The sequence below is a fragment of the Clostridium sp. ZS2-4 genome, from assembly GCF_026719745.1.
Classification (GTDB): domain Bacteria; phylum Bacillota; class Clostridia; order Clostridiales; family Clostridiaceae; genus Clostridium_H.
Genome location: NZ_JAPPRQ010000054.1, coordinates 1 through 17,079 on the forward strand (window position 1 = coordinate 1; position 17,079 = coordinate 17,079).

Sequence of the window (17,079 nt, forward strand, 5' to 3'; positions counted from 1 at the left end):
GTGCATTGCGTAAAGCTATATCCTGAATAATCTTTTAAAATTGTTCCTATTACTTCATCATATGTCATATTAACATTTTGAAATGACCTGCTTTTTTCTTTTATATCTAATTCAAAACTTGATGTAAATGCTTGTATTTCTAAATAATAAATTCCATTCATATGGCTTGTCCTTATATTTTGTACTATTCCATTAAATATTATTTTGCTTTTGCTTTCATTTACTACATTAATATCTACAGCACTTTTATTATAAGAACTTTCATCTTCTATTTCTTCATAAACCCATATTTTATCATTAGTGGAAGCATTTATAGCAGCCTGAAAATTTACTGAATCATCTATCAAACATTTTAAATACAAGTATCCATGTTCATTAGGTTTATTTTCAATTTCTATATTTTCTATCTTTAGTAATTGATACGGTGATTTAACCCTTAGTGCATGAACTGCTCCCATTTATACTCTCCTTTCTTTGCTGTATTCTCTATTCCAACTACTCTTCTTCTTGACCATTACTTTCAAATATTATTTTTCCTCCATAATAGCAGGCAGCCCATGAGTCTTTTGTAAGTGCTGCTTTTCCTTCAACCAATGTATCTTCTTTAACTTCACTCCAATCCTCTAATATTTGCACACGACATTTTTTTCCAGGTGGAAGTTGTTGTTTTCCATATTCGTCTATCAAATAAATATCTTCACCTTCTTGACATCCTCCCCTGCATATTCCAAAGTAACTAATATTTTTATTTACTACCCTATCACTTTTATTCATCATTGGCTTTCCATTTACATATGATCCATGACTTACTGGCAAATTGATTTTTCTTGGATGAGTTCCTTTGTCACATCTCATTTTTGCCCCTCTAACTATATAATACTTATCTCCATCAGCCATATTTTTCACTTCCTATTTCAACTTTCTTTGTTTTCAACTTTATTCAACTTGCACTCTCTCAAGTTTTATTCCTTTAAAATCACGCCTTAACAGGCTTTCAGCCACATCTAGTCTTACCACTATTAATGGTTTTGAACTTTCTTTTATTTTAAAAATCTTTTTACCTTTTATTTTTTCTTTATCTAAGATGATTTTTTTAACTACTGTTTTATTTAAATTAAGTTCTGCTTTATCACTTAAAGCTTCTATTTCTTGAAAGATGGGTAACGAATAATTTTTTTGCCTATAATGTGCTTGATCTATAAGTGCTAAGCTTTTAAATACTATATCTCTGTCATATTTTTCAATTATTTTCTTCATATCTTCTGATATTAAAAACAATTGAGTATCTAAAACATCTAAAAATTCACAATTTTCATCAGCACTAACTTTAAATATTATAATATCTTCAATTTTATGAGCATTTAAAAGATTAAGGTCTTTTATATTAATTTTTTTAAATACATCTATAAGCCTTGGGGTATTCCCATATCTTTCATCTTGCTTTAATAAAAAGTAATCCATAGCTTCTCCTTTTTTATTCTTTTTCAGGATATATTATCTCTGTTTCATCCATATATTCTCCTGCTAATATCATGATATCTTCTGCTTTGCTCATTTCTTTATAAAAAGGTGTTTCTATAAATTTTTCTATAACACCTTTCAAAAACTCCACTGCTAAAATATGATATTTATCAGCTTCTCTAAGAATTATGCTTTCTATGTCCATATCAGTTATATTTCTTCCGTACTCTTTTTTCTTTTCTTTCAGTTCTTCCATATGCCTAAAATTTGAGTCAAATATAAAATTCAAATCTATATTCATTGAGCATTCTTCCTTATCTAAAAACCAGTTTTCATCATACAAGTCAATTCTGTATTCTCCTTTGTTTTCAAGAATACTCGTTCTAAGAAAAGAAAAATAAATATACTTTATTTCTCCTTTTAATTGTTTTTCTTGAAGATATACAGCCTGTTTGCATACTTCATTGAATGTTGAAATCAAATTTTCTTCTATAGAATTTCTATGACTTTTATAAGTTTCATCAATTTTAAGAAATTCATCAACCCATCTATTAGCAACATACTTTTGTTGAAATTCCATCAATAACTCTTCTTTATTTGGTTTTATTATCACTTTAGCTTGTACACCTCCTTTTCATTTACTTCAAATCAACACAATTATTCAATATTAACCTTTCCACCACTCATAGTTACATTATCTTTTATATTAATCTTCGCACTTGCTTGAGTTAAATCCACTCCCTCACTGCCTTGAATGGATACCTTACCTCCTCCATTTATTTCAATATCTTCTTTAGCATCTAAAACTATTTTTTTATTACTTTTAATTTCTATTCCTCCGTCATCTGTTAATCTCATAAGTAAATTTCCGTTTCCTATAATTTCTACAGCTCCTGGCTTCATAACTACTTCTTTTCCATATTTCGTTCCTATACTTTTTACTGCTGGGTCACTACGTTTCTCTGAATTACCTGATTTAAGATTTGTAGAGCTTATTGCATATGCATTTTTCTCTTCATTGTCTGGAAAATATAGTCTTATTGCATCACCAACTTCCGGCATACAGTACCATCCGGTACCATCTGGGGATGAATAAACTGTTGAATACGGGAACCACCTTGCTTCGCCTTTATTTTGCCTTCCATCTATCTCTAAATTAATTTTAACCACATCATTTTTTGTATCTAAAATATTTCCTTTAAGAGATATTCCTACTATTTTGTTATTATATTGTTTTCTTACTTTTGTGCCTTTCTCATCTCTTAATATATACTTATTTGAAATTCCACCATTTACAATTTCCATTTCTGATTTGTATATATAGAGATTTCTACCTTTAAAATTCACTGAATTATTTAAATACATTATTTTATTTGTTATTACTTCATAACTTATTAAATTAATATCGTCTAAATCATCAACATTATTTTCTGATTTAAGCTTGTATTCTTGTAATCCCTTTTTTATTGAATAATTAAATTCATCAAGTTCATACTTTGTGCTGCGTCCTGAATTTCCTATTGAATACTTTGTATCTTCTAATTGACATTCTGATACTACTGGCACATTAAAATGGGAAGCTAATCTTTTTATAAACTGCCAGTCTGTTTCTTTATATTGAACTATTAGCTTGTCTATTTTAGTCCCATTTGTAATATTGTCTAATCTTTGAATATTTGTATATCCTCTGTTTACACTATTCAAAATATCTCCATAACTAAAATTCTTATTTTGAAATGTTCTGCTCTTTTTCTTTATATCCATTAAAAATGTTCTACTTAAAGCTTCTATTTCTAAAGTTCTAACATCTTTATTTGCATTAATTTGAATATTAGTAACTACTCCTTGAAACACATTGGTTACAGAATTTTTGTCATCCTTTAATGATATTGAAATACTTGATTCCACATCTGCTGTTTCAACATATTTATCAACATTTTCTTCATCAATGATTCCACTTATATAAAGTCTTGCATGCTCATTTAATTCTCTAGTTACTTTTAATTGTGTTATTTTTTGAAATTTATAAGGTTCTATTAAGATATCTCCTTGAGTATACATATATTCTTCACTCATTAGTTCTCATCTCCATTTTCCTCTTTTATTACTCTTACTGTATTTATAACTTGAAAAGCAATATCTCTCCATTCATCATATTTCTTATAAGGACAACTGAAAGTTCCCATTAAAGTTTTTTCTTCAAATTCAAAGAAAAACATCAAATTATATAAAAAATCATCTATTGCAGAACTTTTAAATTCAAAAAACCCTATATTTTTAGAGTCAACTTCTAAAATTCCATCTTCGTAAAATACATTAGATGGATTAGTTTTTCTTATAATCATCTTCATTCCATCTTTTAATTCTTCAACACGTTCTTCATCTAATGGACTATCAATAATGTTCAATGTTATAGTTATGCTTCCATCTTCATTACTCTTTATTATTTCTGGGCGATTTTCTGATGGATATTTAAATTTTCTTTCTTCTAATGGCATGTCATCAAAATCTTTCGGAATATATATTTTTAACTTTTCATTTAAAAATTCTTTTTCTTCAAATTCATAATATCTCTCTCCAATTTTTACTGGACCACTGCAAATATCTTTTTTTGCCTCTCTTTTTTCTGCTTCATTTAAAAAATCTAAAATCTTTTCATCAGCTCTTTTATCCATACTTTCATCACTCCTTAATACTATTAATTAAGACATCTGCATAATTACCTTAAGTCTATTAACATGCAAATGTCTTTTATTAACTTACTCTTTCCCTATTAATCAACTAAAATCTTTTTATATCCAATCCTGCCATGACTGCCAAGAATTTCTCTTCCTTCCTTTATATCTTCTAAAATTCTTACTAAATGCCCATAAATCTGCTGATTTGAATAATCTCTTAATAGTATCTTAAGACGGGCTGCAATATAATTTAATATTAACTCTCTTTCTATGACTTTGGGACTTTGTAAACACATCATACAAAATGAAATGTCTAAAGCATTAGTCAAATTATATTGAAATGCCTCTTTTGCAAAATTTCTCAATATTTCAGGTGACAGACTGCTTTTCTCATATGCTGCAAAAGGAGAATTTATAATATTTACTGTGTCGTATTCCGTTGACATGTCTTGAAAATTAATATAATTCCCCCTAAGCTTGGCTCCCATTTTTACTTTAAATCTGCATAATTCCATTTCATCACTTTGAATTTCTAAATTCTCATCTATAAATATTTCTGTGCTGTATCTTATAAAATCACTGTTTTTTGTTTCTCCTAAAAATCTTATTTTTAATATTGCTAAATCATTTGTATGTCTGTATGGAATACTATGATCTTCTTTTATCATATACATAACATCCTCATGTTTTATTAAGCCTTTAGATATAACTATATAATCTCCATTAACCTTTATATCACAACCTAGAATTATTCCATCTGAGTACTGTGATAAAACTATATCTATAAAATCTCTTGGGAAGTCTCTAAGTTGTTCTAGCATTTCAAGCTTTAGTATTCTTCCGCGGTTAAATAAAGGATATGTATTAAAAAACAACTTTTTTCCTCCTTCCCATTTATTTTAAACCATCAAAGAAATTTGTTTCCCATTGGTCATTTTCAAAAGAATAAAATACTTCTTTTCCCATAAAAAGCCTTTCTTCTTGTCTCAATATAGGCACTACAGAAAATCCCCACTCTTCTTCCCTTGCCCATACAAAGAACTTCACTTCATTATTTATAATATTATCTGTCTCATGTTGATTGACAATATCAGGATATAATTTCTCTAATTCTTCTGCCAAAACAGGCTTAAAGTCTTCTATATTAACTTCATAGTCATATTCATATCTGATTAAACCATTTGTATCCTTAAGGTATAACTTTAAAATTATCCTTTCCATGAAACGGGAAATGCACCCCTTTGTTCTATTCCTGTCTACACTGTGGATTAATATTTTTTCATCTCCTGTATGTGTATAAGCACTTATAACATAAGGTAAAGTAGGAGTTTTAGTATGCAGTGTAACATTTGCATATCCAAATTTCTTAGCCTGTAGATATTTAAGAGAGCCTTTAAGACATGAAAGCTTTAAATCATTATTTTCTTTTGTATCTTTTTTATTTCTTTTAAATTGAATAACTTTTCCAGGTATAAACTCCTTCAACGCTTCTTTAAAAATTTCTACTTTACATGATTGTCCTGTTAATTTAATAATTGAAAAATCAAACAATTTATTTTCTTCATATAGTTTTTCCAAAAACCTTTTTATAATATTGTATATATCTGCTTTAAGTAAAACTGTAACTTCATATACACTTAATCCTATCTCTGGCGGTTCTTTTACTCTCTCCAATATGCCATTGTTCACATAGGATAATTTCCATTTATCAAAGTTAATACTTCTTTCGTCTATACTTGAATTTTGTTGTGAAGTTAAAAGTATCTTCAACAAGCTTGGATTGTTGAAAAATTCTTTTTTTACTCTTTCTGCAAGATCAAAAATAAAATAATAATTGCTTTTTACTTTATAATAATCTTCTTTGCTTTTATCTTCATATTGTTTAAATTTTGTTGGAATTATTGTTTCTACCTTTTCATATTCTTTATTCAACTTGCTATATATTTCCACAACTCCGTTTTCGTCAACACACCTGAAAATATCTATATCAAATTCTTCTAAAATTCTCTTTTTAATATCTGTGTTTTGTTTAATAAGTTTATTTGCCATTATTATTTTTATGAATTGCATAATTCTAAAAGTAAGATTGTTGCCTCCAAAATCTGTGTCGCCATTTTCATAAGCAGTTTCTATATCGATTTTATAGGATACCCTGTTGTTATAAATTGTGAAATTGCAAGATGTTAAATCTGTAGTTCCACCTCCACAATCTATAATAAGTGCTTTACATTTTTCTCCTTCAATATACTTATTTTTATCAATCAACTCTGATATAGTATTGAATAATACTGCAGCACCTTCTTCTAATGTGTTTTCACTTTCTATTATGTAATCTTGTAATATGTCTTTAAATAATGTATCAAACTTGTATTTTTGCTTTACTGGAGAAGATATGTGTATGTATTTAAAATTACATTTAAATCTTTGTTTTGCTAAATTTATAATATATTCCAAGTAAGCTTTTATAATATCTTTTCTCTTTATAAATGTTCTTTCACCTGCTGCATCAGTTACTTTTTCCATTTTTTCAAAATCATTTATCCATCTTTTAATATCATAGAATATACTTAGTCCATCATCTATGTAACTCATTTTAGAGGTTTTAATAGCATCATATCCAAAAATATATTCTATCTTTTCATTATTAACAGCTTTAATTCCTACTACACTTGGAATTAAAGGAGTAAATTTAAAATTATTATTTGTACCGTCTATAACTTTAACAAAATTCACTTCGTTTGTTTTTAAATCTTCATTAATGATATTATTTTCATCTAATAAATAAAATGTTTCTTTATTAATATAAATACCCGCTGTAGTATTTGATGTTCCAAAATCTATTGCTAAGGGCGTTGTAGTCTCCATAATTTGTTTAATTTCAAATTGCAATATGGGTAAAGAGTAAAACTTTATGTGTTTTGGTGTAAACTCTTTCTTCCCATGATAAATATCATAAATAAGTTCAGATTCATTTTTTTCAAAATATAATAAGCTGTAATGCTTATCTTCTGATTCTTTAGCAGGAATAGTACCGTCTTTTACAATGAAATATTTTTCTTTTTTATGTTCATTTACCTTTATAATGTTAAAAATAGTACATACTTGAAAGTTATTATCCACTAAAATCATATTTGACTCTTCTAATTTACTTTGGGTATTTACCATATACTTATCAAAAACTTCAACATTTATAGAATCATAGATAGTAATTTTAGCTGGATATTGTATTTCTTTTTTATCTAATACAATCTTTTCTACACCATGTAAAAAACTTTCTATTCTTTCAATACCCTCTTTTTCATAATGACGAATTAACAGACTTTCTTCTTCTCCTCTATATCTCATAATAAGTCTTATTAATTCTTCTTTATCTAAGGGATTAACAATACTTTTTACTATCTTCTCTCTATTACATATCTCTCTTAGTTGAAATGTTGTCATTAACTGCAGTTCTTTTTCTTTATATTTGCTTTTTTTAGTTTGTTCATTTTTATTATTCTTATATAGCTTATATGAATATGTACTCATTTTATCATCCTTAACTTTCTATTAATTTATTACCATTTTATCAATCTTCATGGTTTCATTAACACCTATAACACCAAAATGATGTTCCCAATATACATATACTTTCATATCTATAGGCAAGAACAGATCTATTATCATATCCATTTTCCTCTTTAAATTTTGTGTTTTAGCTTGTCCTAAATAAATTAATATTTCTTTGCTATTTTCTTTATTTGTATATGTAAGGTTATCTTTGAAAATATTTCTCATTACCTTATTAAATAAATGTAATGAGACACCAGTAAGGTATAAAGTAACTAATCCATTTAATAAACAATCCAATTCTTCTTTTTTAAATTCATATATATTTTCTGATAATTCTTTGCCAAATACACCTTTGCATATATCTTTCATAATAAATTTTTTATAAAACTCTTGTTTACATAGACCTTGTTTAAGATCTATTTCTGCTAAATAGTGAATTATTATGTCAAAAAGTACTTCTCTAAGTTTCATGCTTTCTTCAATATTAACATTAAGTAACTCTTTGAAAATATCATAAAACCTATAATAAGGATTCACTTCAATAATATGATTATCTAGTAATGATTGGGTATTAAGATCTTTAAAAGAAATTTCCATATATGGACTATATCTTTTAGCTGGCACAAAACTTATTTTTTCTGCAGGTATATTTTGTTTGTCAGCTTTTAAGAGTACATCCCAAATATAATTCATAGTAATCTTCCTTCACATTTGTATTCTGGATAAAATAATTGAATTTCAGATACTAAAAAACTTAAAATATCACCAGTAAGATAATTAGTATCTATTGCTTTAAAATATAGCACCAATACTTTTTTAATATTATCCTCTCGTATTTCATCAAATATGAAATAATTCATATTGTATGTTTCAATATCTGCTGTATTTGGTTTATCTTCTAATCTTGCATACTTAAATTCAAGATACTTGGAAACTTCAAAGGAATTAATAATTCGGTTCAACTCTGCTTTAGTCTTTACAGTAGTTGTATTCTTTAAGTATACTTTTTCAATAAAACTTGCATTTTTAGCATTTGACAATAGCTCATAATTATACTTCTCTATTTTAGATTGAACAGGATATATGATTTTCCATATATCCCAATTCTGAGTTTCTTCAGCTTTTGCAGATATTATTAAAGAATCTTTATTTCGAATTACATATTGGAGGTTAGCAGAATCACACTCAACTAAATACCCATGCTCTGTACCCTCTTTCTGTAAAGATATAACATGTTCATAATTAATATGATCTTCGGAAGGCATGGGGAACCCGCTGCTTTTTAATGACAGTTTTTTTACATTCCAAAGAGGCACCATGTCATATTCTACAAACTTACTATATTCTCCAAAGTCTATAGATATTTTAGTTATTTTCTCATCTTCATTTATGCCATCCTGGCATTGAATTAAAATGACATCAGCGATTTTAGAAATATAAGGATTATTTATGGTTACCCATGGAATATTATTATCTATAAATCTTCTATATAGCTCACTTGTTTTGTTCCAATATTCTATATTTTTACGTAAAATAAAGTAACCTTCATAATTTCTCTTATTTGTCTCTATTATCCCTTTAAATGTTTTCTTGTTATCAATAATATCTCTATATGTTAAATAGTCACATTTGAAGAATACTTTAAACATTGTTGTTTCTTTTTTTTCAGTAACATTTTGTAAAATTTCACTTATATCATATACTTTTTCTTCTATATCTTCATCTGAAATTGGATATAAAAATTCACTAGTTGGGTCTAAGTGCAGTCTTTTGTTTATAGTGCAAAATATGTTATAGTTTCCCTGTGAATATTGCATTTCTTTAAATACTCTTTCTTCCAAACTATCATATCTTTTTTCTGAATATTCTTGTACACTGGTAAATAAATCATTTAATACTTTTTTTAATAATAATCTATCATTTAAATTATCAATATTACTTAACTTTTGATAAATTTCATCCTTCATATTTTCACCTTATTTTTTAGTTATAGCTTTATTTACTATATCTAATTTTTCTTGTATTTTTTTTGCTTCTTCCACTAATCCTTCTTTTTCATATATATCTTTTGCTAATAAATATAACACTTTGGCTGTATTGGCATCTCCTTTAATATATTTTTCATCTCCATCTTTAGCATATTTATCTGCTTGTGATTTTTGTGTTTGAGCTTCATTTATTTTTTTATCCATGAGATGTATTTTTTCTTCTAAATCATTTAAAAAACTCTTTAAATTTATTTGTTCATACATTTGTTTTGCCATAGTATAATACATTTTTGCACTGATATAATCTCCTGTACTATAACTCATGTCACCTTGTTTAGTGTTTTCTACAGCCTTATCTTGAATATCTAATTTTTCTTTTTCTTTTTTTTCATCTTCTTTTTCTTTTTTGTCTTTTTCATCCTTAGCTTGTTTTTCTTGTTCAGCTTTTTCATTATAAACCTTATCTAATTTATCCATAGCTTCTTTTCTCTCATCTACTAAGTAAAAATCTGTTGCTAAATCTTTTGCTTGTTTATAAGCACTTTCTGCATCTTGTATATTCTTTAGTTCAAAATTTTTGTCACCTAGAGTTAGTAAATCAGTTACTTTAAGAGCATTTCTAACTATTTCTAATTTGTGTGAAATATACTTTGATGTAATATTATCTACATTTTCTGATTGTCCTAAGGCTGCTAAATATTTATCTAGTGCTTCTTTATATTTCTTTTCTTTTAACTTATCATCAGCATCTAAAATTATATCTGTAAACTTATAGTATTTATCTAAGCTATTTTTTTCTGGATTAAGTTTATATTTAGTTGCTATATCTAAAGCAGCCTTATATTCCTTATTCGCCTTTATCATATTGCCATTTTCTATATATTCTCTTCCATTAACCTTATGTGTGTTCATTTCATTAATGCTATTAATTCTCTTGTTTCTATTTATATTCCACATTACTCCACCTATAATTAAGATTATAAGAATAGGTAGTAATATTGTTATTATCTTTTTTATCTTCTTCTTTCTATTTGGATTAACAAATACTTTATCTACAAATGTAAAGGAGAGCGTATAATTTTCTATTTCTTTAAGTTGTTTAGACAACAACATATCTTCAATATTATTACATAATTCTTCTGGGTCTTTTGCCTCGTCAACAGCATCTTCCATTTCTTGTTCATCAATATTTTCCCAAATGCCTCTTGTTAATAAAGCAATGATGTCACCCTCCATTAACTTTATTTTTCTTGATATATATGGTTTTCCTAACTTATTCTGACCCAGATAGCAATATAAATTATTTCTTTCATTATGCTTTGCTATTTTATCAAGCGGTACTTCTTCTTTGTCTGCTAATACTTGAGTTAAAGACTGATCTTCACTTTTATACCTAAGAAATCCATTCCTAAACAAATAAAATCTTGTGTTACCAGCAACTGCATACACTACTTTAGTATAGTTGGTAATCATAATTGTAATCGATGCTTTTAATCTTACATTGCTGCTTTTTGAAATCATTTCATCATTTGCTTGTTTTATAAATCTCTTTATATGTCTTTTTTTAATAGTAGGTTTTTCAGTGAAATTTCTTATAATACTCGTCACTGCTATTTTTGCACTTTCTAATTCTAAATCATTATCTATACCATCTGCTATAACATAACATGCATAATCATCTAGTTCTACAAAAGCAAAGTAATCTTTATTTTGCAAAAAACTGCCTGCTTCTGATATGAAGTTGGTTTTAAACTTTGAATTTAATTTTCTCATATTTTCACACCCTAAACCTATTTAATTACCTACATATTTCATAAGTATAATACTAGCGTTATATTTATTTTGTTTTTTAGTTTTTTTAATAGCTTCTATTATTTCATTTGATAAATGTTCAAATTTTCTATTTTTAATAATTATTTGTTCCAACTGTACCCATTTTAAACAATCATAAACACCTTTATTCATTAAAACAACTATATCCCCTTGTTGAAGTATTACGGGCTTTTCAAACATTTCAATGTCATTAAACCCTTCTTGTCCAACATAATGCAAAAGTCTTTCTTCTTTTAATGCCGCTAATGCGTGCTCTTTAGTAATTTTGCCCTTGTAAAACTCCTTTTTAGCTAATACATTAACAGTATGACCTTCACTTAATTTAAATAATTCTCCTTTTCTATAAACTGCTATCATGGTATTTCCTGCTAACCCATAGTATAATAAATTATCAATTACTATTGCACTTACTACACTTGCACCGCCTTGATTATTATCTACTCTTTTTAAAATCTCACTACTAGCAATATTAAAGGCTCTTTTAAAAAAATATTCTATTTTCTGTCCTATTCCTAATTCCGAAAAAAGACTTGTAAAAGTCTTAACTGCCACAATACTTGATATTCTTCCTGCTTCATTTTTACCTATGCCATCTGCTAGAACAGTTAGTATTCCATGGGGTGAATAAACTATATCTAAATAGTTTTCTTGTATCTCTTCCTTACCAATAGTAGTACCATTTTCTATTTGTATACTAGGTCTTTTTATTTTTTTTATTAATAGATTTCTTAATATTAGCAAAATTGATAATAGGATTACTAAAGCAAGGATAAATATGTAATATTTTTCATGAATGAACTTTAACATAAAAGACTACCCCTAATCATTATCTTCCCATTCAAAATGTTCTCCACAGAATGGTACAAAAAGAAATTTACTTTTACCTAATTCAATAACATCATATGCAGATAATTGAGTTGGCACATATGCTGCTTCTCCATTTAGATATGCAATTCCAGAAGACTCACCTGGCAGCAGCACATTGTTTTTTTTCTTTGGGTCATATACAATAATGGCATGATTCCTTCTGGAAATTTTATTATCCCCTAATATTTGTATATCCATATCATCTGCTCTTCCTATAAAGTTTTTTCCCGTTTTTATTTTGTAGTCTTTTCCTACTCTCGTACCTTCAATACATACAAGCCATCCACAAACTGGTTCAATTTCTTGGTATAAAAGCTCTGTTTCTATATCAAAATTTTGTGGTAAAGCCGAAGTATTATTTTCCTTTGAAGCAGTTTCTATATTGCAATATGGACATACAGTTCCATAGCGTCTTTCACTAAACATATGCCCATTTTTACATCTAATAAGGCTCATTTATATCACTCCGTTTCATATAAGTAAAAGCTTGGTTTTTGCAATAAATAATATATCTCCTTTAGTTATTGAACAAGGACTATATTTTACCAATTTATATTGCATGCCATCCTCTGTTTTTTGTATACTCACACCATTATTGGAACATAAATCTTCTATATACCATGTTCCTCCTGCATAATTTAGTACAGCATGTTGTTCTTCAATTAAAGTCGAATATATAGATCCACTTAAATCTATATCTACTTCATTATCTACAGTACTTTTACCTATAAGCATTGATATTTTTTCTGATACTGACCATTCTTTTATAATTTGATTGTCTTCATTTACTAATGCTATTGTATTGATTATATTTGCATTAGATAAATCTTTTTTATTTATTTGTTGAAATGATTTCACAAAACATATCATTCCAATTATAATCACTGTTAAAACTAATATGTATTTTATCCATGTTGCTTTTACTGTAAAATAAATTAAAATACATATTAAAGTAAGAATTATACATATACATAAATTAATTATTTGCAAACTAGCTAATAATTTATTATTCTGATTTCTATTATTTGAATTTGTATATTTCAAAGTAATTCCTCCATTACTTCTTTTTTACTTTAAAAAAATTATTAAAAAATTGAGATGTATCAATTGGGTTCTTAGTATTTTTCTTAGAGAAATTTTTCTTTACTTCATTCCCATTAGGATTAAACCCAAAAAATTGTTCAAATTGACTATTCAAATTTTCCATAGTACTGTTTATATCATTGTTTTTTTCATTATCTGACTTTCTTCTTGTACTATAACTTTTTTGTTGCTTTGTAGTATGTTGACTATTAAATAATTTATCATCATACTGCTTTCTTGATTTTTCATCGCTTAAAACACTATAAGCCTCATTAATCTCTTGGAACTTTTCTCCTAAAGTTTTATCATTGATATTTGTATCTGGATGATATTTTTTAGCTAGTTTTCTAAAGGCTTTTTTTATTTCATCATTAGTTGCTTCACGTGATATTTCTAATATTTCATAAAAGTTTTTCATATTTTACCTCAATTATTTTTCTTAAATATTACATATAGGTTTAAAAGGCAGAAATATGCCTTTTAAACCTATTAAATACTAAAAACAATTTTCAAATATATTTTTAGTTTGCAGGATATCCACCTTGTATTTCCACAAATTCATTTTTGTCTCTTTTTTGCTTAATTACAAGTTCAAATGTTCCTACTCCTTCGTTAAATCCAAATTCTTCAGTATAATCAACTACGAATGCATTTGGAATATGAATTTTTCTTACTACTTGATCTGCAGCTATTGTTTCAAGAGTAACTTTTCTATAACAATCTGCTTTTTCTGCTGATACAAGTGACCATTTAGCTAACTTTAAAGTATCATCAGCCTTATCACCATCTGTAGCTGTAATAATCTTACCTCTTACTGTAAGGATAGAACCTACATCTGTAGATCTTGCATTTGAATCATCTGGAGTATCAGTTTTATACTTTACAGTATCAATATTATCTGCTCCTAACATGATAGTTTCTGTACCCTCAATTTTTAATCTGAATCCCATAAAATTTCCTCCTTTATTTTTACAATAAATTAATCTATATTAATACTTTGAAAGTATCAATAGCAAAAGTTAGTATAGCTTGTACCCTTTTCATGTATTTTATTTAGCTGCACTTGTACTTTTTGTAATAGCCACTTCAAGATTTTTAACATTACCATTGAATACAAGATCAATCTGACATAAATTACTTGCATCATCTATAATATAATTTAAGTCATCTCCATCTTGAATAATTGAATTTACAAAGCTTGAATTGTTAAGCCATTTGCTTTTTTGGCTGCTTGGATTATTACTAAAGAATTTTACAATGTTGTCTTGTTTAAAATCACTTGTTTGGAATCTTAAAATTCTCTCTATATAAGTACTTACGCTTGTCTTATAAATCAAATCAAATCCATCTTCTGTAAGAGCAAGACTTCTTGCTTTATAAACAGTTATTCTATTTATATTCTTTCCTTGTAACTGTGCATTTTCGGATGAAAAAACAAATCCAAAATTTCTTCTATTTATAACATCCTTTATATTATTTGTAAAACCTGATATTTCTTTTGCCATAGTTGTAATTACTTTTAGATTGTTTTCGCCTGACTCTATATCAAATCTTATTCCAGGATAATTTCTACTTACATTTTTGAAAGATTCTTTTAAATATTCTGGACATTGATAAGCTGTCACAATTCCAGCAGCTACATAAGCAGCATCTACATATACACCTTCTATCCATAACTTCAACATATCTTCTTTTTCCTGTGACAGCTTTACACCTTCTTCTGTATGCATCATTTTACTATCTATCAATACACCTGATTTATCTTTAGGTATGATGGTAAAATTAGGCATACAAGGTATAGCAAATTCACTATAATCTTGACCAGTTAACAACTCACATTTATCTATGTATTTATCAACTCCAGCTATAGCCATATTATCAAATGTAGTTTCTTCATTAGCTTGAAAATTGAAAAACAACTGTACTTTGTATTTTCTCAATGCTTCAAGCAGTAAAGTCAATGATTCAATTGTATTACCTTCTTTTTGTATAGTCTTTTTATTTCCTTTGAATCTTTCTCTTATATTATTTACTTTTTTTACAGATTCCATTTCTATAGCAGGCGCTATAGCAAACCATATTGTATCAGCAAAATCATTTTTTGCATTTACCGTATTCAAATATGTTTCTAATCTAGGCATATTATTGTTTTTTACTGTCATATCAAGTTTATTGTTAGTAACAATAAGTGTTGGCTGCATTCCTTTATTTTTAGTGTTATATTGGTCAAAAAACATTTTTACACCTAGTATTTTTTCCACTAAAGGCTTAGCAGTTTTTACGAAATCATCTTTTGCAGTCTTATAAAATTCAAGATAAGTATTATAATTTTCCACTTCTCTTTCTATGTCTATTTCTGTTTGTACTGTTGGCAAAGGACAAAATGTTCTTACTACAAGGTCTTGTACATAATCAGAAGCATTTTCTGTAATAGCATTATAATCATCTTCAAATACACCAACAAGACTATTATTTTTATCTTCATCCATTACCATAAGTTCACTGCTGTCAGTTTTAGGAGCTTCTATTATTTTCAATTCACCATTGTCTCCCATTGTTAACATACCTATTTGAATATCTGCAGTTTCATTGTCTTCCTGAGTTTTTCCCAGTAAAAGTCTTGTTTTAATGTCATCTATTGCTAACGGCAGCATAGCCATAACATTGTTATAATTTTTACTTGCTTCTTCAAATTTATAATTCAGTTTATCACCAAGTTCCAATTTTTTTGGATCTTCTTCATCCAATTCTTCATATTTATTGTATAAATAATGAATTTCCTTTCTCACCTGCTTTATATCTTCTATTACTTTTTTAGGAGATATCATATCCAAAACTTTTTCAAATTTAAAATCAACATTTTTTATACCTTGACTCCTCTTTGTATCTATAAGAGTAAACAACATTTTTAAAAAATCATTGTTTTTATCAAGTTTAATTTCAGAAATACAGTCTTCTGAAATATTTTCTGGTTTTTTTAGTGTATAAACAACTTTTTGATTAGTAGTATTATAGAATGAGTATACACTTGGAGAAAACTTTTCTAAAAATTCATCAAAACTTTTTATGAGAAGATATTCATTAATTTCTTTAATTTTCTCATCACTTAAGCTGTCGATTCCTTTCACATCTCCTACAATTGTAATAAGATCAAGTTTTTCTGGATTAATTTCTTCAAAAAGTATACTTCTATTTGTTTGATAAATGGTCTCCATTTTTACCCCCCTCATTTTTTTAATATATATTGTAATAATTATTGTATACTTGTATTAATCTTTTATCTAATTTAAGTAAATAATTATTTTTTTTACCATATTGATGTAATTGAAATTTATAATTCAAATTTTAGCTTAATCTTTATTCTTTATATATTTTCAAAATTTATTAAATTTATTCTAATTTAGTTAATATAAGTATAAATTCATTACATATTTTTTAATATATTCATATTATTTCTACATGCTAAACTTTTTATTATTTTATCATAAACATGTATATAACTTCAATATTTTACAGTAAATTTTTTCATGTAATTACAATTATATTATTTTTAAATCCATTTTATAATTTAGTTCATGCTTTTCCATTTTCTAATTACATTTTTTAACATTTTAAAA

The 17,079-nt window shown here is 26.8% G+C and carries 16 protein-coding genes and 1 pseudogene; all 17 read right to left on the bottom strand.

Translation table 11 applies throughout. The features are described 5' to 3' along the window. Positions 1-458: pseudogene (locus OIO11_RS10870) on the bottom strand (late control protein D); the annotation flags it as partial. 37 nt (positions 459-495) lie between these two features. Further along, a complete protein-coding gene (locus tag OIO11_RS10875) occupies positions 496-897 on the bottom strand; it encodes a DUF4280 domain-containing protein (protein WP_268071494.1) in 402 nt (133 codons plus the stop codon). Positions 898-936: 39 nt separating this feature from the next. Continuing rightward, the gene (locus tag OIO11_RS10880; RefSeq protein ID WP_268071495.1) at positions 937-1,461 is read right to left on the bottom strand and encodes a hypothetical protein; all 525 of its coding nucleotides are present in this window, start codon (positions 1,459-1,461) and stop codon (positions 937-939) included. 13 nt (positions 1,462-1,474) lie between these two features. Then, positions 1,475-2,074, bottom strand: coding sequence for a hypothetical protein (locus OIO11_RS10885; protein ID WP_268071496.1), 600 nt, complete (start codon positions 2,072-2,074; stop codon positions 1,475-1,477). A gap of 44 nt (positions 2,075-2,118) precedes the next feature. Continuing rightward, on the bottom strand, positions 2,119-3,537 hold the full coding sequence (locus OIO11_RS10890; RefSeq protein WP_268071497.1) for a contractile injection system protein, VgrG/Pvc8 family: 1,419 nt from the start codon (positions 3,535-3,537) through the stop codon (positions 2,119-2,121). Then, entirely contained in the window at positions 3,537-4,136 is a 600-nt protein-coding gene (locus tag OIO11_RS10895) for a hypothetical protein (protein WP_268071498.1), read from the bottom strand. The genes OIO11_RS10890 and OIO11_RS10895 overlap by 1 nt, the downstream gene beginning before the upstream one ends. Positions 4,137-4,234: 98 nt before the next feature. Next, the gene (locus OIO11_RS10900; protein ID WP_268071500.1) at positions 4,235-5,014 is read right to left on the bottom strand and encodes a hypothetical protein; all 780 of its coding nucleotides are present in this window, start codon (positions 5,012-5,014) and stop codon (positions 4,235-4,237) included. A gap of 19 nt (positions 5,015-5,033) precedes the next feature. Beyond that, complete coding sequence (locus tag OIO11_RS10905) at positions 5,034-7,667, bottom strand: molecular chaperone (RefSeq protein ID WP_268071502.1); 2,634 nt, start codon at positions 7,665-7,667, stop codon at positions 5,034-5,036. Positions 7,668-7,688: 21 nt separating this feature from the next. Beyond that, complete coding sequence (locus tag OIO11_RS10910; RefSeq protein WP_268071503.1) at positions 7,689-8,384, bottom strand: hypothetical protein; 696 nt, start codon at positions 8,382-8,384, stop codon at positions 7,689-7,691. Continuing rightward, a complete protein-coding gene (locus OIO11_RS10915) occupies positions 8,381-9,658 on the bottom strand; it encodes a normocyte-binding protein (protein ID WP_268071504.1) in 1,278 nt (425 codons plus the stop codon). The genes OIO11_RS10910 and OIO11_RS10915 overlap by 4 nt, the downstream gene beginning before the upstream one ends. Before the next feature lie 9 nt (positions 9,659-9,667). Beyond that, positions 9,668-11,452 carry a PP2C family protein-serine/threonine phosphatase gene (locus OIO11_RS10920; protein WP_268071505.1) on the bottom strand — a complete coding sequence of 595 codons (1,785 nt, stop codon included), beginning with the start codon at positions 11,450-11,452 and terminating at the stop codon, positions 9,668-9,670. Positions 11,453-11,473: 21 nt separating this feature from the next. Further along, complete coding sequence (locus OIO11_RS10925; RefSeq protein ID WP_268071506.1) at positions 11,474-12,319, bottom strand: PP2C family protein-serine/threonine phosphatase; 846 nt, start codon at positions 12,317-12,319, stop codon at positions 11,474-11,476. Between the two features lie 12 nt (positions 12,320-12,331). Further along, positions 12,332-12,835, bottom strand: coding sequence for an FHA domain-containing protein (locus OIO11_RS10930; protein ID WP_268071507.1), 504 nt, complete (start codon positions 12,833-12,835; stop codon positions 12,332-12,334). A 15-nt stretch (positions 12,836-12,850) separates the two neighbouring features. Further along, positions 12,851-13,423, bottom strand: coding sequence for an FHA domain-containing protein (locus tag OIO11_RS10935; protein ID WP_268071508.1), 573 nt, complete (start codon positions 13,421-13,423; stop codon positions 12,851-12,853). A gap of 13 nt (positions 13,424-13,436) precedes the next feature. Next, positions 13,437-13,880 carry a J domain-containing protein gene (locus OIO11_RS10940; RefSeq protein WP_268071509.1) on the bottom strand — a complete coding sequence of 148 codons (444 nt, stop codon included), beginning with the start codon at positions 13,878-13,880 and terminating at the stop codon, positions 13,437-13,439. 103 nt (positions 13,881-13,983) lie between these two features. After that, positions 13,984-14,412: a membrane-associated protease 1 gene (locus OIO11_RS10945; RefSeq protein WP_268071510.1), complete on the bottom strand. Its 429-nt coding sequence runs from the start codon at positions 14,410-14,412 to the stop codon at positions 13,984-13,986. A 99-nt stretch (positions 14,413-14,511) separates the two neighbouring features. Further along, positions 14,512-16,677, bottom strand: coding sequence for a transcriptional regulator (locus OIO11_RS10950; protein WP_268071511.1), 2,166 nt, complete (start codon positions 16,675-16,677; stop codon positions 14,512-14,514). Positions 16,678-17,079 lie beyond the last annotated feature (402 nt).

Coding starts and splice junctions, on each gene's coding strand:
- OIO11_RS10875 (WP_268071494.1), bottom strand. CDS start 897: ATGGCTGATGGAGATAAGTATTATATAGTTAGAGGGGCAAAAATGAGA.
- OIO11_RS10880 (WP_268071495.1), bottom strand. CDS start 1,461: ATGGATTACTTTTTATTAAAGCAAGATGAAAGATATGGGAATACCCCA.
- OIO11_RS10890 (WP_268071497.1), bottom strand. CDS start 3,537: ATGAGTGAAGAATATATGTATACTCAAGGAGATATCTTAATAGAACCT.
- OIO11_RS10895 (WP_268071498.1), bottom strand. CDS start 4,136: ATGGATAAAAGAGCTGATGAAAAGATTTTAGATTTTTTAAATGAAGCA.
- OIO11_RS10905 (WP_268071502.1), bottom strand. CDS start 7,667: ATGAGTACATATTCATATAAGCTATATAAGAATAATAAAAATGAACAA.
- OIO11_RS10910 (WP_268071503.1), bottom strand. CDS start 8,384: ATGAATTATATTTGGGATGTACTCTTAAAAGCTGACAAACAAAATATA.
- OIO11_RS10915 (WP_268071504.1), bottom strand. CDS start 9,658: ATGAAGGATGAAATTTATCAAAAGTTAAGTAATATTGATAATTTAAAT.
- OIO11_RS10920 (WP_268071505.1), bottom strand. CDS start 11,452: ATGAGAAAATTAAATTCAAAGTTTAAAACCAACTTCATATCAGAAGCA.
- OIO11_RS10925 (WP_268071506.1), bottom strand. CDS start 12,319: ATGTTAAAGTTCATTCATGAAAAATATTACATATTTATCCTTGCTTTA.
- OIO11_RS10930 (WP_268071507.1), bottom strand. CDS start 12,835: ATGAGCCTTATTAGATGTAAAAATGGGCATATGTTTAGTGAAAGACGC.
- OIO11_RS10940 (WP_268071509.1), bottom strand. CDS start 13,880: ATGAAAAACTTTTATGAAATATTAGAAATATCACGTGAAGCAACTAAT.
- OIO11_RS10945 (WP_268071510.1), bottom strand. CDS start 14,412: ATGGGATTCAGATTAAAAATTGAGGGTACAGAAACTATCATGTTAGGA.
- OIO11_RS10950 (WP_268071511.1), bottom strand. CDS start 16,677: ATGGAGACCATTTATCAAACAAATAGAAGTATACTTTTTGAAGAAATT.